Below are 25,749 nucleotides of genomic sequence, written 5' to 3'. Positions count from 1 at the left end.
ATAGCGTTTGCTGTTGATATGCGACACTAGCTCAGTTGGTAGAGCGCAACCTTGCCAAGGTTGAGGTCACGAGTTCGAACCTCGTGTGTCGCTCCAGTTTGAAAGTTCTCACGGTACTTAACGGTGATACAATACGGACGCGGGGTGGAGCAGCTTGGTAGCTCGTCGGGCTCATAACCCGAAGGTCGTCGGTTCAAATCCGGCCCCCGCAACCAATTTTATCAATAGCGTTTGCTGTTGATATGCGACACTAGCTCAGTTGGTAGAGCGCAACCTTGCCAAGGTTGAGGTCACGAGTTCGAACCTCGTGTGTCGCTCCAGTTTGAAAGTTCTCACGGTACTTAACGGTGATACAATACGGACGCGGGGTGGAGCAGCTTGGTAGCTCGTCGGGCTCATAACCCGAAGGTCGTCGGTTCAAATCCGGCCCCCGCAACCAAATTTAGTCAATAGCGCTTGCTGTTGATATGCGACACTAGCTCAGTTGGTAGAGCGCAACCTTGCCAAGGTTGAGGTCACGAGTTCGAACCTCGTGTGTCGCTCCATTTTCCTAAAGTGAAAGAAATAATCGTTATTTAATTAGCGATAATAATGCGACACTAGCTCAGTTGGTAGAGCGCAACCTTGCCAAGGTTGAGGTCACGAGTTCGAACCTCGTGTGTCGCTCCAATTTCTTCCTCATAATGGACACCAAAAGCGGTCATCTCGTTAAGAGATAGCAAAGTTGAGAAACTTCGTCCCTTCACCGCATGCTCTTTCCTAATGCTGAGAAGCATCACTCCCAAAAATTAAGTCATTCAGTTATTGCATTACTCATAAGTAACGCAATGCACTGAACTGTGTATCTAATTTCTACACACCTGAACAGCACTAGGCGTCTGCCTTTGTTGCGATTCTGTCACAGTTAAATTAACAGACTTATCCACATTTTTATTTTGTGGATAACTTGGTTGATAAATTGTATTTGAAGGTCCTTAAGGTAGGGAGCTTGAAAGATCTTTACACCGACATTGGTAATGCTAAAGATTGATATTTGTTACTAAGTGGTTGAAATCAAATAAAATAAGTGGCGTTCTGTTGTTTTTTCTTGACAGCAAAATGATCAGCAAGTGACGTTTTTTTGATCCTAGTCATATATTGAAACTGTGTTTAACCTGATTTCTCAACGACTAACCGCTAATGAAAATGTAGTTTTTCCACAAATGTAGATTTGAGATATTAGTCAAGAAAATTAATTTGATTTTTCTACAACCATTGATGGCTATGCGTCTCGGGGTAACCCTTTTTTTACGATTCGGATGAGACGTTGGTTTTTAGTATGAAGGCTGGTATCTAGATTCACAGGTAGCTGCCCGAGCTGTTTCTGCAAGGCCCATTCGATGTGTGGATCTAGAAGGTCGGATTGTCCCTCTATCTGTTCTAGCTGCTCGATATAAGTTTGAGAGAAAGGCGCATTCCCCATCGCGATGATGATATTTCGTCGCCATTGCTCGTGACCGATTCTTCGAATGGCTGAGCCTTCCATATTTTTAAGGAAAGTGGCTTCATCCCAGGAAAGCAAAATGTCGAGATTGGTATCGGCAAAGCTATCGCGTCGTTGAAAGTCTTGTCGCTGACTAAGCTCAGCATGACGATTCCAAGGACAAACCAGTTGGCAGTCATCGCATCCATAGATTCGGTTTCCCATTGCTTCACGAAACTCTAGTGGAATGACCCCTTTGTATTCGATGGTGAGGTAGGAAATACAGCGGCGAGCATCAATAACGCCGTTTTCCAAAATCGCACCAGTAGGGCAGGATGTTACGCATGCTCGACACTTTCCACATTCGTTATTTACCGGGTTATCCGTAGGAAGAGGCAAGTCGATAAATAGTTCACCTAGAAAGAACCAAGAGCCAGCTTCTTTATCCAGTAATAATGAGTGCTTGCCTATCCAGCCTAATCCGGCTTTTTCTGCTAGAGGACGTTCTAAAACGGGGGCTGAATCGACAAAGGGACGATAACCAAGCTCTGAGACTTCTTGTTCTATTTTTTGGCCAAGCTTTTTGAGTAGATTACGAATCAGTTTGTGGTAATCACGTCCAAGAGCATACCGACTGATATAACCAGAGTGCTTATCTTCTAAATTGGATGCAAAATTCGCGTCTTCTGGAAGGTAGTCCATTCTGACACTGATAATTCGACAGGTATTTGGATGCAGTTTATCTGGGTGAATTCTTAAATCTTGGTGCGTTTCCATCCAAGCCATATCACCATGATATCCAGCGGCCAACCAGTTTTTGAGAACCGTCTCTTGGTCTTGCAAATCGATATCACTAATACCGACCTTTTGAAAACCGAGCTCTTGTCCCCATAGTTTGATGTCACTGGCAAGCTTGTTTAAGTCCATCATGATTACTCAAATAGAAAAGGACGCGTATTCTATACTCAAAACCAATACTAACCCAAGTATGAGCGCCAAAAAGTCCTTAATCTACTTTAGAACAAACTTTCATCGACTATTTTGTGTATGCACAGTAGGGATAACGATAAAATAATGGTAAATTTTCTGATTACTTACATAAGATCACTTGTCTACGAAAAGCGACACAGTTTACTATTTCGACTCTCAAAGGCACCACTCAGAGAAAAATGTGATGAGCACTAAAAAATTTACCTTAGCAGATGAATCCGCAACGATTTTAATTGGAACTAAATTGGCCAATCTCTGTTCAAAACAGACAACGATTTATTTGCATGGTGATCTTGGCGCTGGGAAGACCACATTCAGTCGTGGCTTTATTCAGAGTCTTGGACATAAGGGTAATGTAAAAAGCCCGACTTATACCTTGGTAGAGCCCTATCAGCTTGATGGTTGGAACGTATATCACTTCGACCTATATCGCTTAGCGGATCCTGAAGAACTTGAGTTCATGGGCATTCGTGATTACTTCTCGGATGATGCCATCTGTTTAGTGGAATGGCCTGAAAAAGGCGTAGGCGTCTTACCTGATGCCGATATTGATATCGAGATTAAGTATGTTGGCGAGGCAAGAGAGATTGCCTTCACCGCAAATAGCGATTACGGAAGAGAATTAATAAGTCAGTTGGAGTTAAATTGATCAGTCGTTTTCTTAGCAGCATGGCTAAAGTCATGCTGCCAATCTTGTTGATATTTCCTACCGTTACTTTAGCCAATGCGTTAGAGGGTTTACGCGTTTGGCCGTCACCAGACGAAACGCGTGTTGTTATCGACCTTAAGTCTGAAGCGGACTACAGTTATTTCTCACTATCGGGCCCAAGCCGAATTGTAGTGGATCTTAAAAACACAACCTTGAACACCAAGTTACCAATGAACGTAACCGATAGCCCGGTGCTGAGCAAAATTCGTAAAAGCTCACCACCTAGCAAAGGGACCTATCGCTTGGTGTTCGAGTTAAAGAAGTCTTCAACGCCGCAAATCTTTAAACTGAATCCCACACCGGGTGGACAGTACGGACATCGTCTGGTTATCGACTTGCCTCACGGTAAAGCGAGCAGCCAGCCTAAAGCAACGGCACCAAGCAGTAAAACGGCAGTAAGTCGTGATGCTTCTCAGCTAAGAGGCACAGCAGACATTATCGTTGCAATTGATGCCGGCCACGGCGGTGAAGATCCGGGGTCGATTGGACCAACTAAGAAATACGAAAAACACGTGACCTTGAGCGTGTCGAAAAAACTGGCTGCACAGATCGATGCTATTCCGGGCATGAAGGCAGTATTGACTCGCCGTGGTGACTATTTTGTCAATCTTAATAAACGTTCTGAGATTGCACGTAAGAATAAAGCACACTTATTGGTTTCAGTTCACGCCGATGCGTTTAGAACGCCACAACCTCGTGGAGCGTCAGTGTTTGTCCTAAATACAAGACGAGCGAACACCGAGATTGCGCGCTGGGTAGAGAATCACGAGCAGCAATCTGAATTATTGGGCGGTGCTGGTGAGGTGTTATCGAAGAACACCAACGATAGAAATGTCAGTCAAACACTCTTAGATTTGCAATTTAGTCACTCTCAAAAAGAGGGCTACAAAGTCGCAACTAAGATTTTAAAAGAGATGGGTAAAGTTGCGCATCTTCATAAGAAAGAGCCTGTTAATGCGAGCCTAGCGGTGTTGAAATCACCGGATATTCCTTCGGTTCTGGTTGAAACTGGCTTTATTTCCAACCCAACAGAAGAGCGCTTGCTGACGACTCGTAGTCACCAAGATAAATTGGCGCGTGCCTTAGCCAAAGCGATCGTCCAGTATTTTGAAGCGAATCCGCCGGAGGGGACTTTGTTTGCCAATCGCGGTCAGCAGAAAAAGCATACCGTAAAGCGTGGTGAATCCTTATCTGTGATTGCTCAAAATTATGGGACGTCGGTCTCGGCTATTAAGAGCGCCAATAACCTGAAGAGTACTTCGCTGGCGGTAGGACAAACTTTGGTGATTCCTGGTAGCAGCGCACCAGTGAAGGTCAGCAGCAAGGTAAATACGGTTGAAACTAAAACCGTTACCCATACTGTGGCCAAAGGTGACTACTTGGGTAAGGTTGCCAATAAATATAAAGTCTCCGTTGCGGATATTAAACGCGAGAACAACCTCAAATCTGATGTATTGAAACTGGGGCAGAAACTCAAAATCACAGTCAGTTTAAAGGACCTACCTCTGCGTAAGCACAAAGTGCAGCGAGGGGAGTTCTTAGGAAAGATTGCGTCTAAGTATGGTGTGACCGTCCAAAGTATACGAGATGCGAACAAGCTACGTTCAGACTCATTGGCAGTAGGCCAAGTCTTGTTGATACCTAATAAGTAAACAAGAATGATGTAGCTCATTTTGGAGAAGATAAGTGACGATTAAGATACTCCCTGCTCGACTGGCTAACCAAATTGCAGCGGGTGAAGTGGTGGAACGACCAGCTTCGGTAGTAAAGGAGTTGGTCGAAAATAGTCTTGATTCTGGTGCGACTCGTATCGATATTGATATCGAAAAAGGAGGTGCCAAACTTATCCGTGTGCGTGATAACGGCAAAGGGATTGCTAAAGATGAGTTGCAACTGGCACTTAGTCGTCACGCGACGTCGAAGATTCATACCTTGGATGATCTTGAAGCCATTATGAGCCTGGGCTTTCGCGGTGAAGCGTTAGCAAGTATAAGCTCTGTGGCTCGACTGACACTGACTTCTCGTCCTGCCACGCAAGAACAAGCTTGGAGTGCATATGCCGAAGGGCGTGACATGGCTGTGAAGCTTAAACCTGCTGCACACCCCATTGGTACCACACTTGAAGTCCTTGACCTGTTTTTCAATACACCAGCACGACGCAAGTTTTTGCGCACTGAGAAAACGGAATTTACTCATATTGATGAGCTATTAAAACGGATCGCCTTGAGCCGTTTTGACGTCTCGATCAACCTGAAGCACAACGGTAAGTTAGTAAGGCAGTACCGTGCTGCAAAGACCGATGCGCAAACAGAGAAGCGAATAGCAGCCGTGTGTGGGGCGCCATTTGTGCGCAATATGCTTAAGATTGAGTTGCAGCATAATGATTTGAAATTACATGGCTGGATTACCACCCCAGAAGGTGCTAGAGCTCAAAGTGATCTGCAATATTGCTATGTGAATGGTCGGATGATGAAAGACAAACTCATCAATCATGCGATTCGTCAAAGCTACGAAAACAGTCTAGCCCCAGAGCAGTTTGCTGCTTATATCTTGTTTATTAATATCGACCCTCATCAGGTGGATGTGAATGTGCATCCCGCAAAACATGAAGTTCGCTTCCATCAAGCTCGCCTGGTTCACGATTTTATCTACCAAGCTCTGAGCGATGCTTTGGTTCAGGCTAAGTCTATTGACGCTCAGCCAGCTTCTCCAGCAGCTTTTAGTTCATCGGCTAACAGTCAAAATGAAGCAAAAGTCACTGAACACAGAGAGCCGGAGCAAACATCGAGAATTGATGTCGACGATGCTACGCTTAGCGCTGTAGAAAGCATACCTGCTTATCCCGGTAGAGCGGATTATCAAAAACGCGATAGTCAATCAGAGTATGCTGCGCAAAGTGCTTCGGTAGGACATGAAATTGCAGAGTATTCTCCTAGCAGCGACTGGGTCTCTGAGCGAGATGCGAAACCCTCTAAGAATAAGAATTCGGCTCGTGTCATAGAAAAAGCGCCAACGGCCGACGAAGTTCGAGTCTATCAGGAGTTGATGCAAACGCCCGATATTGAAACTAACGTTCATCAGCTGGCTGAACCTAAAATGCAAAAGCCAAACCAGATGGACGTGAATATTGAGCGAATCGGTAAGGCTATTGCCATTGTCGACCAATGTTATGTGTTGGTGAAGGCGGAGCCCATTTGCGCGGTAGTGTCTTTGCGCCGGGCGGAGTTTTACAAATTGTTTGCTCAATTGAGCCCAAAAACAGGTGCGTTGACCATGCAACCACTGTTGGTGCCGCTCTCATTGAAAGTCAATGAAGAGCAATTAAAGGCGGTTGAGGATCATGAGCAGCTTATGTTGAACTTTGGTATCGACATTAAGGTACGCAATAAACAAACCGCAATGGTGATGGGGGTACCTTCACCATTAAGGCAGCAAAATTTGCAATTGTTAATTGATGAAATGCTGTCATACTTGGCAACCCTTGAGCAGCATGATCAAACCACCAGTCAGTTAAGCCTTTGGTTAGCGAAAAAAGTGCTGCAAGTGAAAAGTAGCTACACTTTATCTGAATCCGTTCAGTTGCTTGGCAACCTTGAACAGCTCTACGAAGGTCAGCTACCGTTAAGCGACCCTAAATTTGTTCGACCTGTCGATTTTACGGCCACAATTGCAGCATTTTCATCATGAATCAAAAATTACCACTCGTTTTGTTTTTAATGGGTCCAACCGCATCCGGTAAGACCGACTTAGCTATTCGTCTTCGTCAACAATACCCTGTGGAGATCATCAGTGTTGATTCAGCCCTAATATACAAGGGCATGGATATTGGTACCGCAAAGCCAGATGCTGATGAGCTTGCACTAGCGCCACATCGCTTAATCGATATTTTGGATCCAGCAGAGGCGTATTCTGCGGCGGATTTTAGACGCGATGCTTTGAACGAAATTGCCAAAATTCACGCTGAAGGCAAGATCCCGATGCTGGTTGGCGGCACAATGCTGTACTTTAAAGCGCTATTACAAGGCTTATCGCCGTTACCTGCAGCGAACCCGGAAATCCGTAAACAGATCGAGCAAGAAGCCACGGAAAAAGGGTGGCAAGCACTTCATAATGAACTTCGAGCTATAGATCCTGTCTCAGCAGAGAGGATACATCCAAATGATCCTCAGCGACTATCACGTGCGCTCGAAGTTTATCGTATCTCTGGTAAATCATTGACAGAATTGACTGAAACCAAAGGCGAGCCTTTACCATTTCGTGTTAAACAATTTGCGGTAGCGCCCAAAGATCGTGCTTTGTTACATAAACGAATTGAATTGCGCTTCGAGAAAATGATACAAGCAGGCTTTGAAGATGAAGTCAAAGCGTTATATGCTCGTGAAGATCTTCACCCGGATCTGCCGTCTATTCGTTGTGTCGGATATCGTCAGATGTGGGAATATTTGGACGGAGAGAGCACTTTAGATGACGCGATCTTTCGCGGGATCTGTGCGACTCGCCAATTGGCCAAGCGTCAAATCACCTGGTTAAGGAGTTGGGATGATTTGGTTTGGTTAGACAGCGAACATGTTGAGGATTCAATGAAAACTCTCACAGATGCCATAGCATCTGATGGCATTAACTGTGTATAATGTGGTCGCTTTTGCGTATTTGTACCCAAAAAGGAACTGAGTTTTGTTTTCAAAGGCAATAGTTGTTCTATGATTATAAAACTAAGGGGTATTTCATTGGTTTAGCTCAGATGCAAAGGCAGCACCTAACATTGCAGTGCACCAATAGCTAAATAATTAAAACTACAATATTAATATAAGGAAAATAAAAATGGCTAAGGGGCAATCTCTTCAAGACCCATTCCTAAATGCACTACGTCGCGAGCGTATTCCAGTATCAATCTACCTTGTAAACGGGATCAAGCTACAAGGTCAAATTGAGTCTTTCGATCAGTTTGTGATCCTTTTGAAAAACACCGTAAATCAAATGGTTTATAAGCATGCGATTTCTACGGTTGTTCCAGCTCGTGCGGTTAGCCATCATAGTGGTGAGCGTCCAGCTGGTGATCGTCAACAAGAGAAATCTGACGATTAATACCGAATTTAATAAAACAAGACAATTAAATAGGAGTTGGTAGCTTGTTTGACCGTTATGAATCGGGGGAGCAAGCTGTACTTGTTCATATCAACTTCACGCAAGAAGGTGAGTGGGAAGATCTTAGCGAATTTGAGATGCTCGTATCTTCTGCAGGCGTTAATGCGTTACAGGTAGTAACCGGAAGCCGGCAGTCCCCTCACCCGAAATACTATGTTGGAGAAGGTAAAGCTCAGGAGATTGCGCAGACAGTGCAGTTAACTGGTGCTGACATTGTGATTTTTAATCACGCCCTTTCTCCTGCCCAAGAGCGTAATTTAGAAAGTCTGTGTAAATGTCGAGTCTTGGATCGAACTGGTCTGATCCTCGACATTTTTGCTCAGCGAGCACGTACCCACGAAGGTAAGTTGCAAGTAGAGCTAGCACAGTTGCGTCACATATCGACTCGATTGATTCGAGGTTGGACGCACCTTGAAAGGCAAAAAGGTGGTATTGGTTTACGTGGTCCCGGCGAAACTCAGTTAGAGACCGACCGTCGACTTCTGCGTGATCGAATTAAAGCGATTTTGCGTCGTCTAGAAAAAGTCGCAAAACAGCGTGAACAAGGCAGACGAGCCCGAAACAGAGCTGAAATCCCAACGATTTCCCTAGTAGGTTATACCAACGCGGGCAAATCAACACTGTTTAACCGTATTACTGAAGCAGGGGTGTATGCTGCTGACCAGTTATTCGCAACACTCGACCCCACTTTAAGAAAAATACAACTAGCGGACGTCGGTCCGGCTATCCTTGCGGATACGGTAGGATTTATCCGTCATCTACCGCATGATTTAGTCGCGGCATTTAAGGCAACACTGCAAGAAACGCAGGAAGCTGACATTTTGTTACATGTTGTCGATGCCAGTGATGACCGATTTCGTGAGAATATTCAAGCTGTTCATGACGTGCTAGAAGAGATAGATGCACATGAAGTGCCTTCTCTCGTTGTGATGAATAAAATAGATAATCTAGATGGCCAACGTCCACGTATAGAACGTAATGACGAAGGAATTCCGAGAGCCGTTTGGGTTTCTGCCATGGAAGGGCAAGGAATCGAACTGTTGTTCGAAGCGCTAACAGAGCGCTTAGCGAGCCAAATGGTTCAATATCAATTGCGAATTCCGCCGCAGTTTCAAGGGCGATTTCGTAGTACATTTTTCCAGATGAATTGTATTCAACGTGAAGAATACGACGAAGAAGGTAACTTGTTGATTGATATTCGGATGCAACAAGTAGATTGGTCTAGACTTGAAAAAAGAGAAGGGGCAGTTTTGAGTGACTTTATAGTTACTTAAAGGACTGCTACAGTATAACGTCATACTAAATGATGGAGCTTCCTAATGGCGTGGAATGAGCCTGGTAATAACAATGGAAACAACGGCCGCGATAAAGACCCATGGGGTAATAACAATCGTGGTGACCGGAACTCCGGTGGTCGTGATCAAGGACCGCCTGATTTAGATGAAGTCTTTAATAAGCTGAGTCAGAAAATCGGTGGTAAGTTTGGTAAACGTGGTGGTAATGGTGGCCCATCAATTGGCGGTGGTGGTAGTGCAATAGGCTTTGGTGTCATTGCATTGATCGCAGTCGCTATTTGGTTCTTTTCTGGCTTCTATACCATTAGTGAAGGTGAGCGAGGTGTCGTTCTCCGTCTCGGTAAATTCGATCGAATCGTCGACCCAGGTCTGAACTGGCGTCCTCGCTTTATCGACGAATACCAACCTGTTAACGTGCAAGCAATTCGCTCGCTTCGTGCATCAGGTACCATGCTGACAAAAGACGAAAACGTAGTTTCAGTTTCGATGGACGTACAGTACCGCGTCTCTGATCCATACAAGTATCTGTTTGTTGTCACTAACGCTGATGACAGCTTAAGTCAAGCAACTGACTCGGCACTACGTGCAGTAATCGGTGACTCACTGATGGATAGTATCCTGACCAGTGGTCGTCAACAGATTCGTCAAAGCACTCAAGAAACGCTGAATGAGATCATTGATAACTACGATATGGGTCTGTCCATCGTTGACGTCAACTTCCAGTCAGCTCGTCCACCAGAGCAAGTTAAAGATGCATTTGATGATGCGATCGCTGCTCGAGAGGATGAAGAGCGTTTCATTCGAGAAGCAGAAGCGTACAAAAACGAGATTATTCCTAAAGCGACAGGTCGCTCTGAGCGTTTGAAGAAAGAAGCTCAAGGTTATTCAGAGAGAATAACCAACGAAGCGCTAGGTCAAGTAGCTCAGTTTGAGAAACTACTCCCAGAATATCAAGCAGCACCTGAGGTTACTCGTAACCGTCTGTACCTAGATACGATGGAAGAAGTGTACTCAAATACATCTAAGGTTCTTATTGACTCTGAATCAAGTGGTAACCTGTTGTACTTGCCTATCGATAAGCTAGCAGGTCAAGAAGGTTCATCTAAGTCACGTAAGCCAAAGGAAACATCGGCTTATGAACAGATTCAATTAGATCCGTCGGCCAGCGATACTTCTTCAAGCAACAATACGTCTCGCAATAACTCGACGCGTCAAGGGAGATACTAATAATGCGTAAATTGATGATACCAGTATTAGTCGTTGCCTTAGCATTGATGCTGATGTCTTTGTTCGTCATCCCTGAAGGTGAGCGTGGCATCGTAATTCGATTTGGTCGTGTTCTTACCGATGACAATCAAGTATCTCGCATCTACGAACCTGGTTTGCATTTCAAGATGCCACTGTTCGATCGAGTGAAAACGTTGGACGCACGTATCCAGACAATGGATGGTCGCGGTGACCGTTTCGTAACGTCAGAGAAAAAAGACGTCATCATCAACACTTATGTTAAGTGGAAGATTGAAGATTTCCGTCAATACTATCTGGCAACGGGTGGCGGTAATGCTCTTACTGCACAAGCGCTTTTAGAGCGTAAAGTTACCGACGTGCTACGTTCTGAAATCGGTGCTCGTGAGATCAAACAGATTGTTTCTGGTCCTCGTAACAACGATGTACTTCCTGAAAGTGCAGACAGTGAAGAAGTCACCACTGAAGCGGCTAAGCAAGCTCTAGAGATTGATGGCGAGCGCGATAAGATCATGAGCAACGTGCTTCGCGATACCCGTGAAAGCGCGATGAAAGATTTAGGTGTTCGTGTTGTTGACTTCCGTATGAAGAAAATCAACCTTCCTGATGAAATCAGTGAATCGATTTATCGTCGTATGCGTGCTGAGCGTGAGTCAGTAGCTCGTAAGCACCGTTCTCAAGGTCGTGAGAAAGCAGAAGTTATTCGTGCTCAAGCTGAGCTAGAAGTGGCAACACTATTGGCTGAAGCAGACAAAACAGCTCGTGTAACTCGAGGTGGTGCAGACGCAAAAGCAGCAGCTATCTACTCTTCGGCGTATAACAAAGACCCAGAGTTCTTTAGCTTCCTACGTTCACTATCGGCGTATAAGACGTCATTCTCGGACAAGAGCGATATCTTAGTTCTTGATCCTAAGAGTGAGTTCTTCCGTTACATGAACGATATGAACGGCGCTCCAGTTAAATAATCTTAAGCTATACCGTAATAGGGCTCCTCAAGGGAGCCCTATTTTTTGGGAGAAAAACAATGTCACAGTCGTTATGGATTGCCTTGGGTTTAGTGTTAGTTGTCGAAGGGCTAGGGCCCTTACTTGCCCCGCGAGGTTGGCGAAACATGGTTTCCCAATTAGCTCAGCAGCCTGATGAGCATTTAAGAAGAATCGGCGGCTGTCTTGTTGTGGCAGGTGCTGTAATTACCTTCATGATGCTAAACTAGTCACAATATCGTTTTTTTATTAGCCAGCATCAGTCACTTACCACAAAGCGGGATTCTAATGCTTAAAAAATGACTGCAAATTTGTGATTTCGATGCTAGAATCCTTTTTTAACTAGCAATCAGATTTGGAAAGATGGGTAATAACGTAGTCGTTCTGGGCACCCAATGGGGTGACGAAGGTAAAGGTAAAATCGTAGACCTTTTAACTGAAGATGCAAAGTACGTGGTTCGCTACCAAGGCGGTCACAATGCAGGTCACACTCTAGTCATTAACGGTGAAAAAACCGTTCTTCATTTGATTCCATCAGGCATTCTTCGCGATAACATTAAGTGTGTTATTGGTAATGGTGTTGTTCTTTCACCAGAAGCACTTCTTAAAGAAATGAAGCCTCTAGAAGAGCGTGGTATTCCGGTTCGCGAGCGTCTTTTCGTTTCTGAAGCTTGTCCTCTAATTCTTCCTTACCACATTGCTATTGACCAAGCGCGTGAAATCGCTCGTGGTAATAAAGCAATTGGTACAACTGGTCGTGGTATCGGTCCAGCATACGAAGACAAAGTTGCACGTCGCGGTCTACGCGTTGGTGATCTTTTCGATAAAGAAGTCTTCGCTGAGAAGCTAAAAGAAGTTATGGAGTTCCATAACTTCCAACTAGAGCACTTCTACAAAGCAGACACAGTAAGCTATGACGAAGTTCTAGAACAATGCATGGGTTATGCAGACCTTCTAACTTCAATGGTTATTGATGTAACTGATGAACTTGATGCAGCGCGTAAGCGTGGTGACAAGATCATGTTCGAAGGTGCTCAAGGTACGCTTCTAGATATCGACCACGGTACATACCCTTATGTAACGTCTTCAAACACTACCGCTGGCGGCGTTGCTGCAGGTTCAGGTTTTGGTCCTCGTCATATCGGTTACATTCTAGGTATTACTAAAGCTTACTGTACTCGTGTTGGTTCTGGTCCATTCCCAACAGAGCTTTACGATGGCCTAGATAAGCAAGACCCAGTAGGTAAGCACCTTGGTGATGTTGGTCACGAGTTCGGTGCTACAACAGGTCGTCTACGTCGTACTGGTTGGTTTGATGCAGTAGCAATGCGTCGTGCAGTACAAATCAACTCTATCTCAGGTTTCTGTCTAACTAAACTAGACGTGCTTGACGGTCTAGAAGAGCTGAAAATCTGTACTGGTTACAAGATGAAAGATGGCTCTATCTTGGAAGTTTCTCCAATGGCTGCTGAAGCTTTTGAAGAAGCAACACCAATTTACGAAACTATGCCTGGTTGGTCTGAAACAACATTTGGTGCAACGTCTATCGAGCAACTTCCTAAAGCCGCTCTAGACTACATCAAGCGTATTGAAGAACTGACAGGCGTACCAGTAGATATTATCTCTACAGGTCCAGATCGTAACGAAACGATCATTAAGGTTCAGCCATTCGAGGCTTAATCGATTGAAAGTTCTAAAAAGCCAGCATTTACGCTGGCTTTTTTTATTGGTGATGAACATTGAGCAAATGTGATCTTGTGCCAAGGTTTTGACGTCTTTGAACTTCAGCTATTCAAAAGTGGCAATATATTGCCACTTTTCCCATTTTTTCTCTAAAGCGAGGCGAGTAACTGCCGATAAAAGTTAAACCATCCATAAGCGTTGGTTGGCTTTGGTACTTGCGTATGAGGAGTAGTTACACAGTGATTAAGCGACACAAACTAGCAGCACTTGTTTGCATGGCGCTACTTGGCTCTGTAAAAACACTTCACGCCAAAGAAGTGGGGGCTCCGATCCCTATCTATTCTGAAGATGAACTGATTGGTTTAATTGAAGAAAATCGACATCTAGCTCGAGTCAAAGCAGATAACTGTCAGCTGGTTGAAGATATTATGGCGCGCGCGACCCGCATCAGCTTACCTTCCTATGAATTTCTTTATGGCGATATGCTTGCTTGGGGTGTTTGTGTGCCTCAAGATGTTGAGTTGGGTCTGTACTACATGGAAAATGCAGCCCATCAAGGATTACCGGTAGCGCTTGAACAGCTAGGTCGCTATTACTCTCGTGGTACTTTTGTGCAGCAGGATAAAGAGCGAGCCATTCCCTATTTTAGAGAAGCGGCGTCAATGGGCAATATTGATGCGAGGATTCAACTTGCAGAATTGTTGCTTCGAGATTTTGGTAGCCCTCTGGACTATGAAGATGCATATCGTTGGCTCTACAACTCGGTGACTCCTGATAGTCGTAAGCATAAACGTATCTCTATGTTAAGACGTGGCTTAGAGCAACGTATGCCTGAAAACATTATTGCAAGGGCAAAGCGTCGAACGACGTTCTGGTAATTTTTCAGCAATACGAGAAATTCAAAGCATTTCTGTAGCTTATCTGCTCTGTCAGTTATAATCGACGTATCCCTCCTAAAATATAGGTCAGACTATGTCGAACAAGCCTAGCGATATCAAAGTAGACGACCCTTTTGCAGAAAGAGAGTCCCAAAACTACGACAACCCAATTCCAAGCCGAGAATTCATCACCGATTTCTTAGAAAGCGTCAATGTACCAATGAACAGAAATGATCTGTTTGAAGCATTAGGGCTTGAAGGCGAAGAGCATTATGAAGGGCTGCGTCGTCGTTTACGTGCTATGGAGCGTGATGGCCAGTTGGTCTTCACTCGACGCCAGTGTTATGCCTTACCAGATAAATTAGAAATGATTAAAGGCTATGTCATAGGTCATAAAGATGGACATGGCTGGGTGAGACCTGAAGGAAGCATGAATAAGGACAATGATGTTCTGCTTCCTCATCACCAAATGCGTACACTATTGCATGGCGATTTTGTATTAGTACAGCCATCTGGCACCGATAAACGTGGTCGAAAGGAAGGGCGACTCGTACGTGTGTTGGAAGAGCGCAAGACGCAAGTCGTAGGCCGATTTTTCCTAGAATACGGTTACGCCTATGTCGTTGCTGATGATTCTCGTATTAGCCAAGATATCCTAATCCCGAACGAACACCGAGGCGGCGCCCGAATGGGCAATGTTGTTGTGGTTGAAGTGACAGACCGTGGCAGCCGATCTCGTGGAATGATGGGGCAAGTAGTTGAAGTGCTTGGCGAGAACATGGCGCCTGGCATGGAAACCCAAATAGCAATTCGCACTCATCAAATTCCTCATGAGTGGCCAGCTGAAGTTGAAAAGCAAGTTCAGCAATTTGGCGAATTTGTACCTGAAGAGGCTAAAAAGGGCCGCGTTGATCTACGCGAGTTGCCTCTTGTCACGATTGATGGTGAAGATGCTCGTGACTTTGATGATGCCGTCTACTGTGAACGTAAAAAAAGTGGTGGTTGGCGCTTATGGGTTGCGATCGCGGATGTCAGCTATTATGTTCGTCCGGATTCCCCTCTAGATAAAGAAGCCATCATACGTGGTAACTCTGTTTATTTCCCATCTCAGGTGGTTCCTATGTTACCTGAGGTATTGTCGAACGGATTGTGTTCGCTTAACCCTCAAGTAGACCGTTTATGTATGGTATGCGAAATGACCATTTCGGAAACGGGCAAACTTTCAGGTTATAAGCATTACGAAGCCGTGATGAACTCTCATGCTCGCCTGACCTATAACAAAGTGAGTGATATTTTAGAGGGTAACGAAGAGTTACGTGAACGCTATAGTGCGTTAGTACCACACTTGCATGAGCTCCACAATATGTATCAAGTGCTGAAAGAGGCACGTGACTATCGTGGTGCAATTGAGTTCGAAACAGTAGAAACCAAATTTATCTTCAATGCAGAGCGTAAAATTGACCGCATCGAACCTGTGATTCGCAATGATGCTCATAAGATTATCGAAGAATGCATGATATTGGCAAACATTGCTTCCGCTTCTCTGGTTGAGAAAGCCAAAGAGCCGGCCCTGTATCGTATTCACGAGACTCCGGGAGAGGAAAGGCTGCAAGGCTTTAGAGATTTCTTGGGAGAGCTTGGCTTAGATTTATCTGGTGGTTTAGACCCGTCACCAACGGATTACGCTGAGCTGATTCGAAAAATCCAGCAGCGCCAAGACAAAGAGTTGATCCAGACCATGCTATTACGCTCAATGAAGCAAGCGGTGTATAACGCAGATAATGCAGGTCACTTTGGGTTAGCGCTCAAACGCTATGCGCACTTTACTTCTCCAATCCGTCGTTATCCTGACTTGTTGCTGCATCGAGCGATTAAGTATTTAATTGCTAAGCAAGAAGGTCGCAACACCGATCGATGGACACCAACAGGTGGCTACCATTATTCCTTCGATGATATGGACTTCTATGGTGAGCAATGTTCGATGACAGAGCGCCGAGCGGATGATGCGACACGTGATGTGGCAGATTGGCTCAAGTGTGAGTACATGCAAGACCATGTTGGCGAAGTTCTTGATGGTGTTATTGCGAATGTCACCGGTTTTGGGTTCTTTGTACGTTTAACGGAATTGCACATTGATGGTTTGGTGCATATTTCCTCACTTGCTAATGACTACTATCAGTTTGATCCAATAGGTCAAAGACTTATCGGTGAAAGCTTTGGTGCGATTTATCGATTAGGTGATGCGGTAAAAGTAAAAGTGCTGGCGGTTAACCTCGATGAGAAGAAAATAGACTTTGAATTAGAGGAAACAAGTCGTAAGCTACGCGGCAAAGGAAAAACGGCTAAAAAACGTGTTGCTGAAGCTGAGAAGAAAAAAGCGAAGGCAAAACAACGTGTCGCAGAAGTAAGAGGTAAGCGAGGCGCAAAAGCTAAGCCTCTTGTCGAAGCAACGAAAAGGCCTGACGGACAAGAAGACGTATTGCCGCATAAGCGCAAAAAGTCCAAAGCCGAAAAAGCTCGCAAGAACAAAGCGCGCAGTAAAGCGGGTCGAGCGAAGAAAAAATAGAATTCAAGGTTAAACCATGAGTAACGAATTTATCTACGGCATACATGCTGTGAAAGCTGTATTGGAAAGAGATCCAGTACGTTTTATAGAAGCGTACGTATTAAAGGGGCGTCAAGATGAGCGCTTGATGCCAGTGCTGAATGAATTGACTCAAATTGGTGTGTCGATTCAGCAAATGAACCGTAAGACGCTTGATGACAAAGCACGTGGTGCCAATCATCAGGGAATCATTGCGAAAGTAAAACCAGCTAAGCAGCTCAATGAGAATGATCTAGACAGTATTCTAAGCCAGCATGCTCAGCCACTATTGCTAATTCTTGATGGTGTGACTGACCCTCATAATTTGGGTGCTTGTTTACGTAATGCCGATGCGGCAGGTGTTGCTGCTGTTATTGTGCCGAAAGATCGCTCTGCGCCATTAACGGCCACTGTCAGTAAAGTGGCCTGTGGTGCCGCCGAGACCGTTCCTTTGGTTCGCGTAACTAACCTCGCTCGTACAATGCGATCATTGCAAGAGCAAGGAATCTGGATTGCAGGGACTGCTGGGGAAGCTACTCACGATATCTACCAAGCGAAACTTGATGGACCTTTAGCGATTGTTATGGGTGCGGAAGGTGACGGTATGCGCCGTTTAACTCGTGAGACGTGTGACGATCTGATTAAAATTCCAATGGCGGGCTCGGTATCAAGTTTGAACGTTTCGGTAGCATCGGGGATTTGTTTATTTGAAGCGGTACGCCAACGCGCGCTTTAGTGATTTAGCAGGACTTATAGATAATCCAAAAGCCCCAGCATTACGCAGGGGCTTTCTTATATCTGGGACAATCAGTAATGAGGAGGGGGTGTTTCTTCTGAAGGATCGGCAAGGTTGGACGTATCCATATTTTTCACTTTACCAACAACATACTTCATTTGATCTTGCATTTTACTGATCAGTAGCTGTTGTTGAGTTAAGGCGTCATTGAGCTCTTCGATGGTCTGCTCTTGGAATGCCATTTTGCATTCCATATCGTTAATTCTCTCTTCGAGAGCCTGAACTTCTTTATTACTCATAATCTCTACTCACTCAAATTCCAAGCCTGCACAACACCGGCAGAAGAGGCTGAGAGGACGCGTTGGTTGCTCTCAAAAGCGGCATCATACACTACTCCTCGAGGCGGACGAACATCTTTTAACATCTCAACTTCGAAGCCTTCTATCCGTTTACCAGATTGCGTGTCCCAGATGACCATTCTAGAAGAGGGAGAGCCGGTGACTAAACGAGTGCCGTCATCGGAAAAGCGCGCAGAGGAGAAGATAAGCTGTCGAGTCCAGCTGCTTAGCTGACTGACCTCTTTGCCAGTTTTCAGATCCCAAATAATGGCATTATTTCCACTATCTGAAGTGAGGGCGTATAAACCATCGCGTTGTAGTTCCACTGTGCCGACCCGTTGCTCATGTTCAAATTGCTGTAATATTTGACCAGATTCGGTGCTCCAGAAGTAAGCATTATGGTCGTTGCCTCCTGATAGTGCGTATTTTCCATTAGGCGATAGTGAAACAGAATTCACTTTTTCTACGTGAGCGAGGAACTCTAGGCGTCTTCCAGTGACTAAATCGATGAATATGGCTTTACCATTACTGAGACCAATAAGCACTTCATCGCCATTATTGCCCAAAGCGATGTCTTGTATGAGTCCGTCAGAGATAGACCAAAGTCCGGTAGATTGAGACCAGGCTAAATCCCAGACGGCAAAGTTGGTTTGTGTGGCAGTGACAGCAAAACGGCCATTATCGCTAAAACGGATGAGGGAAATAATATTCTGCTCAGGATCTTGAATGCCCAAGCGAGCTAACAGTTTGTTTTGGTTGAGGTCCCATAGCTGAAGGTGCTGCTGTTTGGAGTAAAGCAAGGCGAATCTGGCATCGCGGCTTAACGCAATAGCACTGGTTCCCTCTAGCGCTAGGTCCCATTGTCTCTCTGAATCACTGGAGAAAAAGCAGCCATTTAACAGGCTGATGACAATTAACCACAGCACAGAATGAGATATTATTCGCATCATTAGCGTTATTCCACGTTGAGTCTTGAGTTTAAGCTAGTATATTTAAAGCTTGAGCTATGTAGAAATAGTTACTAGATTGAGATAGTTACGCATGCTGCGCTGAAAGACAAGTTTAATAAGTATGAGTAGGCGTTGAATTCCATAATCGGAGAATTAAATGAAATCACTATTTAAAGTGTCGCTACTTGCTGCGACAGTAATGTTGGCAGTCGGTTGTCAAAAAGAAGAACCAAAAGCAGAGCCAGCGGCGCAAGAGCAAGTTCAAGCGGAGACAGGCAAAGCGGTTCACTTTAAGACAGAAGATGATAAAGCAGCTTACGCAATCGGCGTTTCTTTCGCTAACTACCTAAGCACGAGCATTGAAAAGCCGGCTGAGTTTGGCATCGAGCTGAAGAAAGAACTGGTTCTTAAAGGTATAGAACAAGCGTTTGCGGGTAAAGCTGAACTGACAGAAGATGAAATTCGTGCTGCACTGGAAGGTTTAGACAAGCGTGTTGCTGAAACTATGCAGAAGCAATCAGAAGAAAAAGCGGCGGCAGCTAAGAAAGCTGGCGACGATTTCCGTGCTGAATTCGAGAAACAAGATGGCGTGACCAAAACAGACTCTGGCTTACTGTACCAAGTAGAAACAGAAGGTACTGGTGCGCAACCAAAAGAGACTGACACAGTAGAAGTACACTACAAAGGTACTTTGATTGACGGCACTCAATTTGATAGCTCATACGATCGTGGTCAACCAGCGACATTCCCGCTTAACCGTGTTATTCCAGGTTGGACTGAAGGTGTTCAGCTAATGAAAGTGGGTTCTAAGTACAAGTTCGTTATCCCACCAGAGTTAGCTTATGGCGAGCAAGACACACCAACGATTCCTGCAAACTCTACATTGGTATTTGAAGTAGAGCTGCTAAAAATCGATGGCGATGACGCTCAAGCAACTCAATAATTAATACATTGAACGATAAAGACTCACTACGGTGGGTCTTTTTTTGTTTGATGAAAGCCACCGTAGATAAAAAACTGCACTTTTTTTGCCCTAAATCACTTGTTAGAGACATACTTAGAGGTCAGCTTCAAATTTTCTGATAAACTTACGGTAATTTTTTTAAGTTATCTCTAGGGTCAAAGTACAGTGACTGAAATTACCAATCCCGATGAGCTGCTTGAAATGGAGTCAGTCGATGTGGCGCCATTTAGCGAGCATGACAAAATCATCCTTAAGTCCTATGAGGCCGTGGTCGATGGATTAGCGAGTTTAATTGGTCCATTTTGTGAAATCGTTTTGCACTCACTGGAGTCGTTAAATACTTCCGCGGTGAAAATTGCCAACGGTGAAAACACAGGGCGTCAAGTTGGCTCACCAATAACCGACCTAGCTCTTAAGATGCTCAAAGATATCGAAGGCTCTGAGCGTAACTTCTCTCGCTCATACTTCACTCGCGCTAAAGGCGGCGTGCTGATGAAGTCGATTACTATCGCGATTCGCAATGGTGATAATCGTGTCATTGGTTTGCTGTGTATTAACGTGAACTTAGATGCGCCATTCTCGCAAATCCTTCAATCTTTTATGCCTACACAAGATGCAAAAGATGCCGCATCTTCAGTGAACTTTGCCAGTGATGTAGAAGAGCTAGTAGACCAAACCGTAGAACGCACTATCGAAGACATCAATGCGGATAAATCGGTATCGAACAATACTAAGAACCGCCAGATTGTTATGGAGCTCTACGACAAAGGTATTTTTGATATTAAAGATGCGATAAATCGTGTCGCAGATCGTCTCAATATCTCAAAACACACCGTTTATCTCTATATCCGTCAGCGTAAGACTGAGGACGAATAACGTGTCTGCGTTAACCTATACATTAGTTATCAATGGATCGGTTTATGGGACTCAGTCTGCGCGTAACGCGTTGCTCTTTGCTAAGGCTCTTATTGCTAGAGGACATAAGCTAGTGAGTGTATTCTTTTATCAGGATGGGATTCACAATGCGTCGCGTCTTGTGGTACCTGCGAATGATGAGCTAGATTTGACAGCTGAGTGGCAGAGTTTGGCACAAGATTATGGTGTACGGTTAGAAACGTGCGTTGCCGCCTCTTTGCGACGTGGTGTCTTGGGTGTTGATGAAGCCTCACAACATACGCGCGATGTAGATAACTTAGCTCAAGGCTTTGAACTCGCTGGGTTGGGTAGCCTAGCCAGCGCTATGTTAACGCAAGACAGGGTGGTGCAGTTTTGACAACACTAGCATTTGTATTTAACTCATTACCACATTCAACAGCAAAAGGGCGTGAAGGACTAGACGCGCTGTTAGCGACATCGGCGTTTACTGAAGACATCAAAGTATTCTTTGTTGGCGCAGGTGTTAATCAGCTCAGACAAAACCAACACAGTGCCGACGTGTTATCACGTGACTACATCAGCGCATTTAAGCTGATGGAGCTGTATGACATTGAAGACGTCTTTGTCTGCGAGCAGAGTATGCTGCAATATCAGCTAGACTCCGAGCAACTGGTTATTGGTGCACAAGTAGTTGAAACGGGTGAAATTGCCAAACAGTTGAGTCTTTGTCATAAAGTATTAACGTTCTAGGTCTCCCTTTATGCTTCATATCATCAAAACCGAAATTGGCTACCAACAAGCACTTCGCTATTTATCGCAAGATGACCAAGTAATTTTGGTCGAAAATGCGTGTTATTTAATCACTGACAAAAACTTAACGTTACCTTCGGCATGTTTCGTATTGCAACCGGATCTTAGTGCTAGAGGGTTGATGCCTCTAGTATCAGAATCAACTCAAGTTGTGGATTTTAATGGGTTTGTTGAACTCACCGAACGACATGTTAATAGTACTACTTGGGAGTAGTCGTTTCATATCGCTTGCTGTAAACATGAAAACCCGGCAGTTAATCTAAAAAAGATCTGTATATTTCTTGACACACCTCCCACTGCTGCATAGAATTTTGCGTCCCTAATTGCCATTGGCGGTTAGGGCTAGATTTTTCACAAAGCTTACTTTCAAGTAAATCAGGAGCTAGTTAATGGCAACTATTAACCAGTTGGTACGTAAGCCTCGTGCAAAGCAAGTTGTTAAAAGCAACGTGCCTGCACTAGAAGCGTGCCCACAAAAACGTGGTGTATGTACTCGTGTTTACACTACTACACCTAAAAAACCTAACTCAGCACTTCGTAAAGTATGTCGTGTTCGTCTAACGAACGGCTTCGAAGTGACTTCGTACATCGGCGGTGAAGGTCACAACCTTCAAGAGCACAGTGTTGTTCTAATCCGTGGTGGTCGTGTTAAAGACCTTCCGGGTGTACGTTACCACACTGTTCGCGGCGCACTAGACTGTGCTGGCGTAAATGACCGTAAACAAGGTCGTTCTAAGTACGGTGTGAAGCGTCCTAAGTCTTAATGGATTCCGTTAAGTAAGGCCAAACACTAAATTATTTTTAATTTTTGAAGAAACTGTAAAGTTTTGGATAACCTGAAGAAGACAACGGAGAATATCCATGCCACGTCGTCGCGTAATTGGTCAGCGTAAGATCCTTCCAGATCCTAAGTTCAAATCTGAATTGCTGGCAAAGTTCGTTAACATCCTTATGGTTGACGGAAAGAAATCTACTGCAGAGAAAATTGTTTACACTGCACTAGAAGCTATGGCTGAGAAGTCTGGTAAAGACCACTTAGCTGTATTTGAAGAAGCTCTTGAAAATGTTCGCCCAGCGGTAGAAGTTAAATCTCGCCGTGTAGGTGGTTCAACTTACCAAGTACCTGTAGAAGTTCGTCCGGTTCGCCGTAACGCACTTGCTATGCGTTGGTTGGTTGAAGCTGCGCGTAAGCGTGGTGAAAAATCTATGGCTCAACGCCTAGCTGCTGAAATGCTAGACGCGTCTGAGAACAAAGGTACTGCGGTTAAGAAACGTGAAGACGTTCACCGCATGGCTGACGCTAACAAAGCGTTTGCTCATTACCGCTGGTAATACCTTTTCAGTGCTGCGAGGTTCTCTCGCAGCACTTTTCTATACTCTAAGGTTAACCTTAGTAAGAGGATACAATCGTGGCTCGTAAAACTCCTATTGAGCGCTATCGTAATATCGGTATCGTTGCTCACGTAGATGCAGGTAAAACAACCACAAGTGAGCGTATTCTGTTCTACACTGGCCTTTCTCACAAAATCGGCGAAGTTCACGATGGTGCTGCAACCATGGACTGGATGGAGCAGGAGCAAGAGCGTGGTATCACTATCACATCTGCTGCTACTACTACCTTCTGGCGTGGTATGGAAGCACAATTCCAAGATCATCGCGTAAACATCATTGATACCCCTGGACACGTTGACTTTACTATCGAAGTAGAGCGTTCTTTGCGTGTGCTTGATGGTGCAGTGGTTGTATTCTGTGGCTCATCAGGTGTTGAACCTCAGTCTGAAACTGTATGGCGTCAAGCTGATAAATATCACGTTCCACGTATGGTATTTGTGAACAAGATGGACCGTGCAGGCGCAGACTTCCTACGCGTTGTGGACCAAATTAAAAATCGTCTTGGTGCGAACCCAGTTCCAATCCAATTAAACATTGGTGCAGAAGATGAGTTCAAAGGTGTCATCGACCTTATCAAGATGAAAGCAATCAACTGGAACGATGCCGATCAAGGCATGACCTTCACTTACGAAGAGATTCCAGCAGAACTGCAAGATGAAGCTGAAGAGTGGCGCAACAACATGGTTGAAGCCGCTGCAGAAGCAAGCGAAGAGTTGATGGATAAATACCTTGAAGAAGGCGAACTAACGGAAGCTGAAATCAAGGCGGGTCTGCGTACTCGTACACTAAATAACGAAATTGTACTCGCAACATGTGGTAGTGCATTTAAGAACAAAGGTGTGCAAGCGGTACTAGACGCGGTTATCGAATATCTTCCTTCTCCAGTAGACGTACCTGCGATTAAAGGTATCGACGATGATGAGAACGAAGTAGAGCGTCACGCGGACGACAACGAACCATTCGCTGCACTTGCATTTAAGATTGCAACCGACCCGTTTGTAGGCACTCTAGCGTTTATGCGCGTTTACTCAGGTGTCGTAAACTCGGGTGATGCCGTTTATAACTCAGTGAAGCAAAAGCGTGAACGCTTTGGCCGTATCGTTCAAATGCACTCAAATAAGCGCGAAGAAGTAAAAGAAGTTCGTGCGGGTGACATTGCAGCAGCGATTGGTCTGAAGGACGTAACAACAGGTGATACCCTGTGTGACCAGAACCACAAAGTGATTCTTGAGCGCATGGAATTCCCTGAGCCAGTTATTCAGATCGCGGTAGAGCCTCGCTCTCAAGCTGACCAAGAGAAAATGGGTATTGCGCTAGGTAAACTGGCAGCAGAAGACCCGTCGTTCCGTGTGGAAACCGATGACGAAACTGGCCAAACGCTAATTTCAGGTATGGGTGAGCTTCACCTAGACATCATCGTTGACCGTATGAAGCGCGAATTCAGTGTTGATTGCAACGTGGGTAAACCTCAAGTTGCGTACCGCGAAACGATTCGCGGCAGCACAGAAGTTGAAGGCAAATTTGTTCGCCAATCAGGTGGTCGTGGTCAATATGGTCACGTATGGCTTAAGCTTGAGCCATCTGAAGCGGGTGAAGGGTTTGTGTTCGTTGACGAGATCGTGGGTGGTGTGGTTCCTAAGGAATACATCAGCTCGGTATCGAAAGGTATCGAAGAGCAGATGAACAACGGTGTTCTTGCTGGCTATCCTGTACTGGATGTCAAAGCAACACTGTATGATGGCTCTTACCATGATGTCGACTCTAGCGAGATGGCGTTTAAGATCGCCGGCTCGATGGCCTTCAGAAAAGGTGCGCTTGAAGCACAACCTGTTCTGCTTGAGCCAATGATGAAGGTTGAAGTAACGACTCCAGAAGATTGGATGGGTGATGTTGTTGGTGACCTTAACCGTCGCCGCGGCATGATCGAAGGTATGGATGACGGCCACGCTGGCCTTAAGATCATCCGTGCACAAGTACCGCTCTCTGAGATGTTTGGTTACGCAACTGACTTGCGTAGTGCGACCCAAGGTCGTGCGTCATATTCGATGGAATTTAGCGAATACGCTGAGACTCCGAAGAATGTGGCGGATGCGATTATTGCACAGCGCAGCTAATCAGCTATTGTTTAGTAATGAATCTGTTGCGTTGAGTAAAATTGACGCATAAAATAGCAAATTCTGACGCGCCCCGACAAAATTCGTTCTCGGGGCGAATCATAACTAGGAAGGAACACGATCGTGTCTAAAGAAAAATTTGAACGTACTAAACCGCACGTTAACGTTGGTACTATCGGCCACGTTGACCACGGTAAAACAACTCTAACTGCTGCAATCTGTACTACTCTAGCTAAAGTGTACGGCGGTGAAGCGAAAGACTTCGCATCTATCGATAACGCTCCAGAAGAGCGTGAGCGCGGTATCACAATCGCAACTTCTCACGTTGAGTACGACACTCCAACTCGTCACTACGCACACGTAGACTGCCCAGGACACGCGGATTATGTTAAAAACATGATCACTGGTGCTGCGCAAATGGACGGTGGTATCCTAGTTGTTGCTGCAACTGACGGCCCAATGCCTCAGACTCGTGAGCACATCCTACTAGGCCGTCAGGTTGGTATCCCTTACATCATCGTATTCATGAACAAGTGTGACATGGTTGATGATGAAGAGCTTCTAGAGCTAGTTGAAATGGAAGTTCGTGAACTTC

Annotated in this window: 25 protein-coding genes and 6 tRNA genes; 28 read left to right on the top strand and 3 right to left on the bottom strand. The window is 45.0% G+C overall.

Going from position 1 to position 25,749, the window contains the following annotated elements; genetic code table 11:
- Nucleotides 1-20: 20 nt before the first annotated feature.
- From VME0621_RS25680 to VME0621_RS25655, 6 genes are all read left to right on the top strand, one after another.
- Nucleotides 21-96 (top strand) — tRNA-Gly (locus tag VME0621_RS25680).
- A 42-nt stretch (nucleotides 97-138) separates the two neighbouring features.
- Nucleotides 139-215: transfer RNA gene (locus tag VME0621_RS25675), tRNA-Met, on the top strand.
- A 29-nt stretch (nucleotides 216-244) separates the two neighbouring features.
- Nucleotides 245-320: transfer RNA gene (locus tag VME0621_RS25670), tRNA-Gly, on the top strand.
- A gap of 42 nt (nucleotides 321-362) precedes the next feature.
- Nucleotides 363-439 (top strand) — tRNA-Met (locus VME0621_RS25665).
- 30 nt (nucleotides 440-469) lie between these two features.
- A tRNA-Gly gene (locus VME0621_RS25660) sits at nucleotides 470-545 on the top strand.
- 48 nt (nucleotides 546-593) lie between these two features.
- Nucleotides 594-669 (top strand) — tRNA-Gly (locus tag VME0621_RS25655).
- Between the two features lie 592 nt (nucleotides 670-1,261).
- Here the strand turns inward: VME0621_RS25655 and queG are convergent.
- A complete protein-coding gene (queG, locus tag VME0621_RS25650) occupies nucleotides 1,262-2,389 on the bottom strand; it encodes a tRNA epoxyqueuosine(34) reductase QueG (protein ID WP_062462350.1) in 1,128 nt (375 codons plus the stop codon).
- A 247-nt stretch (nucleotides 2,390-2,636) separates the two neighbouring features.
- On the opposite strand from queG, the gene tsaE reads away from it, so the two are divergent.
- The 13 genes from tsaE (at nucleotide 2,637) to rlmB (ending at nucleotide 17,710) form a co-directional block, all read left to right on the top strand.
- Nucleotides 2,637-3,101 (top strand): tRNA (adenosine(37)-N6)-threonylcarbamoyltransferase complex ATPase subunit type 1 TsaE, encoded by a 465-nt coding sequence (gene tsaE, locus VME0621_RS25645; protein WP_038224563.1) that lies wholly within the window; start codon nucleotides 2,637-2,639, stop codon nucleotides 3,099-3,101.
- A 20-nt stretch (nucleotides 3,102-3,121) separates the two neighbouring features.
- Nucleotides 3,122-4,813, top strand: a complete 1,692-nt coding sequence (locus VME0621_RS25640) for a LysM peptidoglycan-binding domain-containing protein (RefSeq protein ID WP_062462332.1) — start codon at nucleotides 3,122-3,124, stop codon at nucleotides 4,811-4,813.
- A 34-nt stretch (nucleotides 4,814-4,847) separates the two neighbouring features.
- Entirely contained in the window at nucleotides 4,848-6,848 is a 2,001-nt protein-coding gene (gene mutL / locus VME0621_RS25635; RefSeq protein ID WP_062462329.1) for a DNA mismatch repair endonuclease MutL, read from the top strand.
- Entirely contained in the window at nucleotides 6,845-7,792 is a 948-nt protein-coding gene (gene miaA, locus VME0621_RS25630) for a tRNA (adenosine(37)-N6)-dimethylallyltransferase MiaA (protein WP_038224558.1), read from the top strand. The genes mutL and miaA overlap by 4 nt, the downstream gene beginning before the upstream one ends.
- Before the next feature lie 190 nt (nucleotides 7,793-7,982).
- Nucleotides 7,983-8,246 carry an RNA chaperone Hfq gene (gene hfq, locus VME0621_RS25625; protein WP_006075248.1) on the top strand — a complete coding sequence of 88 codons (264 nt, stop codon included), beginning with the start codon at nucleotides 7,983-7,985 and terminating at the stop codon, nucleotides 8,244-8,246.
- 44 nt (nucleotides 8,247-8,290) lie between these two features.
- Nucleotides 8,291-9,580: a ribosome rescue GTPase HflX gene (gene hflX / locus VME0621_RS25620; protein WP_006075247.1), complete on the top strand. Its 1,290-nt coding sequence runs from the start codon at nucleotides 8,291-8,293 to the stop codon at nucleotides 9,578-9,580.
- A 45-nt stretch (nucleotides 9,581-9,625) separates the two neighbouring features.
- Entirely contained in the window at nucleotides 9,626-10,828 is a 1,203-nt protein-coding gene (gene hflK, locus VME0621_RS25615) for an FtsH protease activity modulator HflK (RefSeq protein WP_038224556.1), read from the top strand.
- A gap of 2 nt (nucleotides 10,829-10,830) precedes the next feature.
- Nucleotides 10,831-11,811: a protease modulator HflC gene (gene hflC, locus VME0621_RS25610; RefSeq protein ID WP_006075245.1), complete on the top strand. Its 981-nt coding sequence runs from the start codon at nucleotides 10,831-10,833 to the stop codon at nucleotides 11,809-11,811.
- 59 nt (nucleotides 11,812-11,870) lie between these two features.
- Nucleotides 11,871-12,059: a DUF2065 domain-containing protein gene (locus VME0621_RS25605; protein WP_006075244.1), complete on the top strand. Its 189-nt coding sequence runs from the start codon at nucleotides 11,871-11,873 to the stop codon at nucleotides 12,057-12,059.
- 133 nt (nucleotides 12,060-12,192) lie between these two features.
- On the top strand, nucleotides 12,193-13,509 hold the full coding sequence (locus VME0621_RS25600; protein ID WP_062462326.1) for an adenylosuccinate synthase: 1,317 nt from the start codon (nucleotides 12,193-12,195) through the stop codon (nucleotides 13,507-13,509).
- Between the two features lie 224 nt (nucleotides 13,510-13,733).
- The gene (gene motX, locus VME0621_RS25595; protein ID WP_425608870.1) at nucleotides 13,734-14,390 is read left to right on the top strand and encodes a flagellar protein MotX; all 657 of its coding nucleotides are present in this window, start codon (nucleotides 13,734-13,736) and stop codon (nucleotides 14,388-14,390) included.
- A gap of 94 nt (nucleotides 14,391-14,484) precedes the next feature.
- A complete protein-coding gene (gene rnr, locus VME0621_RS25590) occupies nucleotides 14,485-16,956 on the top strand; it encodes a ribonuclease R (RefSeq protein WP_062462323.1) in 2,472 nt (823 codons plus the stop codon).
- 16 nt (nucleotides 16,957-16,972) lie between these two features.
- Complete coding sequence (gene rlmB / locus VME0621_RS25585; protein WP_006075240.1) at nucleotides 16,973-17,710, top strand: 23S rRNA (guanosine(2251)-2'-O)-methyltransferase RlmB; 738 nt, start codon at nucleotides 16,973-16,975, stop codon at nucleotides 17,708-17,710.
- 71 nt (nucleotides 17,711-17,781) lie between these two features.
- Here rlmB and VME0621_RS25580 read toward each other — a convergent pair whose 3' ends face one another.
- Both VME0621_RS25580 and VME0621_RS25575 read right to left on the bottom strand, forming a co-directional pair.
- A complete protein-coding gene (locus tag VME0621_RS25580) occupies nucleotides 17,782-18,009 on the bottom strand; it encodes a SlyX family protein (RefSeq protein ID WP_006075239.1) in 228 nt (75 codons plus the stop codon).
- A 5-nt stretch (nucleotides 18,010-18,014) separates the two neighbouring features.
- Complete coding sequence (locus tag VME0621_RS25575) at nucleotides 18,015-18,995, bottom strand: WD40 repeat domain-containing protein (RefSeq protein WP_038223262.1); 981 nt, start codon at nucleotides 18,993-18,995, stop codon at nucleotides 18,015-18,017.
- A 160-nt stretch (nucleotides 18,996-19,155) separates the two neighbouring features.
- Between VME0621_RS25575 and fkpA the strand changes: the two genes are divergently transcribed.
- The 9 genes from fkpA to VME0621_RS25530 all read left to right on the top strand — a co-directional run.
- Complete coding sequence (gene fkpA / locus VME0621_RS25570; RefSeq protein WP_038224550.1) at nucleotides 19,156-19,941, top strand: FKBP-type peptidyl-prolyl cis-trans isomerase; 786 nt, start codon at nucleotides 19,156-19,158, stop codon at nucleotides 19,939-19,941.
- 222 nt (nucleotides 19,942-20,163) lie between these two features.
- Nucleotides 20,164-20,838 carry a helix-turn-helix transcriptional regulator gene (locus tag VME0621_RS25565; RefSeq protein ID WP_051647237.1) on the top strand — a complete coding sequence of 225 codons (675 nt, stop codon included), beginning with the start codon at nucleotides 20,164-20,166 and terminating at the stop codon, nucleotides 20,836-20,838.
- 1 nt (nucleotide 20,839) lies between these two features.
- Nucleotides 20,840-21,235: a sulfurtransferase complex subunit TusD gene (gene tusD / locus VME0621_RS25560; RefSeq protein WP_038224549.1), complete on the top strand. Its 396-nt coding sequence runs from the start codon at nucleotides 20,840-20,842 to the stop codon at nucleotides 21,233-21,235.
- Nucleotides 21,232-21,588: a sulfurtransferase complex subunit TusC gene (gene tusC, locus VME0621_RS25555; RefSeq protein ID WP_062462320.1), complete on the top strand. Its 357-nt coding sequence runs from the start codon at nucleotides 21,232-21,234 to the stop codon at nucleotides 21,586-21,588. Before tusD ends, tusC begins: the two co-directional genes overlap by 4 nt.
- A 10-nt stretch (nucleotides 21,589-21,598) precedes the next feature.
- Nucleotides 21,599-21,862 (top strand): sulfurtransferase complex subunit TusB, encoded by a 264-nt coding sequence (tusB, locus tag VME0621_RS25550; protein WP_038224546.1) that lies wholly within the window; start codon nucleotides 21,599-21,601, stop codon nucleotides 21,860-21,862.
- 175 nt (nucleotides 21,863-22,037) lie between these two features.
- Complete coding sequence (rpsL, locus tag VME0621_RS25545; protein ID WP_004399892.1) at nucleotides 22,038-22,412, top strand: 30S ribosomal protein S12; 375 nt, start codon at nucleotides 22,038-22,040, stop codon at nucleotides 22,410-22,412.
- Between the two features lie 97 nt (nucleotides 22,413-22,509).
- Nucleotides 22,510-22,980 (top strand): 30S ribosomal protein S7, encoded by a 471-nt coding sequence (gene rpsG, locus VME0621_RS25540; RefSeq protein ID WP_031493416.1) that lies wholly within the window; start codon nucleotides 22,510-22,512, stop codon nucleotides 22,978-22,980.
- A gap of 77 nt (nucleotides 22,981-23,057) precedes the next feature.
- Nucleotides 23,058-25,154 carry an elongation factor G gene (gene fusA / locus VME0621_RS25535; RefSeq protein ID WP_038224544.1) on the top strand — a complete coding sequence of 699 codons (2,097 nt, stop codon included), beginning with the start codon at nucleotides 23,058-23,060 and terminating at the stop codon, nucleotides 25,152-25,154.
- A 123-nt stretch (nucleotides 25,155-25,277) separates the two neighbouring features.
- On the top strand, nucleotides 25,278-25,749 hold a 472-nt coding region (locus tag VME0621_RS25530), incomplete at its 3' end, for a GTP-binding protein (RefSeq protein WP_146159027.1).

This window comes from Vibrio mediterranei, assembly GCF_900088415.1.
GTDB classification, from domain to species: Bacteria; Pseudomonadota; Gammaproteobacteria; order Enterobacterales; family Vibrionaceae; genus Vibrio; species Vibrio mediterranei.
The sequence above is the reverse complement of the archived record's forward strand: the minus strand, read 5'-3'. Positions and strand labels throughout refer to the sequence as shown.

Coding starts and splice junctions, on each gene's coding strand:
- queG (WP_062462350.1), bottom strand. CDS start 2,389: ATGGACTTAAACAAGCTTGCCAGTGACATCAAACTATGGGGACAAGAG.
- tsaE (WP_038224563.1), top strand. CDS start 2,637: ATGAGCACTAAAAAATTTACCTTAGCAGATGAATCCGCAACGATTTTA.
- VME0621_RS25640 (WP_062462332.1), top strand. CDS start 3,122: ATGGCTAAAGTCATGCTGCCAATCTTGTTGATATTTCCTACCGTTACT.
- miaA (WP_038224558.1), top strand. CDS start 6,845: ATGAATCAAAAATTACCACTCGTTTTGTTTTTAATGGGTCCAACCGCA.
- hfq (WP_006075248.1), top strand. CDS start 7,983: ATGGCTAAGGGGCAATCTCTTCAAGACCCATTCCTAAATGCACTACGT.
- hflK (WP_038224556.1), top strand. CDS start 9,626: ATGGCGTGGAATGAGCCTGGTAATAACAATGGAAACAACGGCCGCGAT.
- hflC (WP_006075245.1), top strand. CDS start 10,831: ATGCGTAAATTGATGATACCAGTATTAGTCGTTGCCTTAGCATTGATG.
- VME0621_RS25605 (WP_006075244.1), top strand. CDS start 11,871: ATGTCACAGTCGTTATGGATTGCCTTGGGTTTAGTGTTAGTTGTCGAA.
- VME0621_RS25600 (WP_062462326.1), top strand. CDS start 12,193: ATGGGTAATAACGTAGTCGTTCTGGGCACCCAATGGGGTGACGAAGGT.
- motX (WP_425608870.1), top strand. CDS start 13,734: ATGAGGAGTAGTTACACAGTGATTAAGCGACACAAACTAGCAGCACTT.
- rnr (WP_062462323.1), top strand. CDS start 14,485: ATGTCGAACAAGCCTAGCGATATCAAAGTAGACGACCCTTTTGCAGAA.
- rlmB (WP_006075240.1), top strand. CDS start 16,973: ATGAGTAACGAATTTATCTACGGCATACATGCTGTGAAAGCTGTATTG.
- VME0621_RS25580 (WP_006075239.1), bottom strand. CDS start 18,009: ATGAGTAATAAAGAAGTTCAGGCTCTCGAAGAGAGAATTAACGATATG.
- VME0621_RS25575 (WP_038223262.1), bottom strand. CDS start 18,995: ATGCGAATAATATCTCATTCTGTGCTGTGGTTAATTGTCATCAGCCTG.
- fkpA (WP_038224550.1), top strand. CDS start 19,156: ATGAAATCACTATTTAAAGTGTCGCTACTTGCTGCGACAGTAATGTTG.
- VME0621_RS25565 (WP_051647237.1), top strand. CDS start 20,164: ATGGAGTCAGTCGATGTGGCGCCATTTAGCGAGCATGACAAAATCATC.
- tusB (WP_038224546.1), top strand. CDS start 21,599: ATGCTTCATATCATCAAAACCGAAATTGGCTACCAACAAGCACTTCGC.
- rpsL (WP_004399892.1), top strand. CDS start 22,038: ATGGCAACTATTAACCAGTTGGTACGTAAGCCTCGTGCAAAGCAAGTT.
- rpsG (WP_031493416.1), top strand. CDS start 22,510: ATGCCACGTCGTCGCGTAATTGGTCAGCGTAAGATCCTTCCAGATCCT.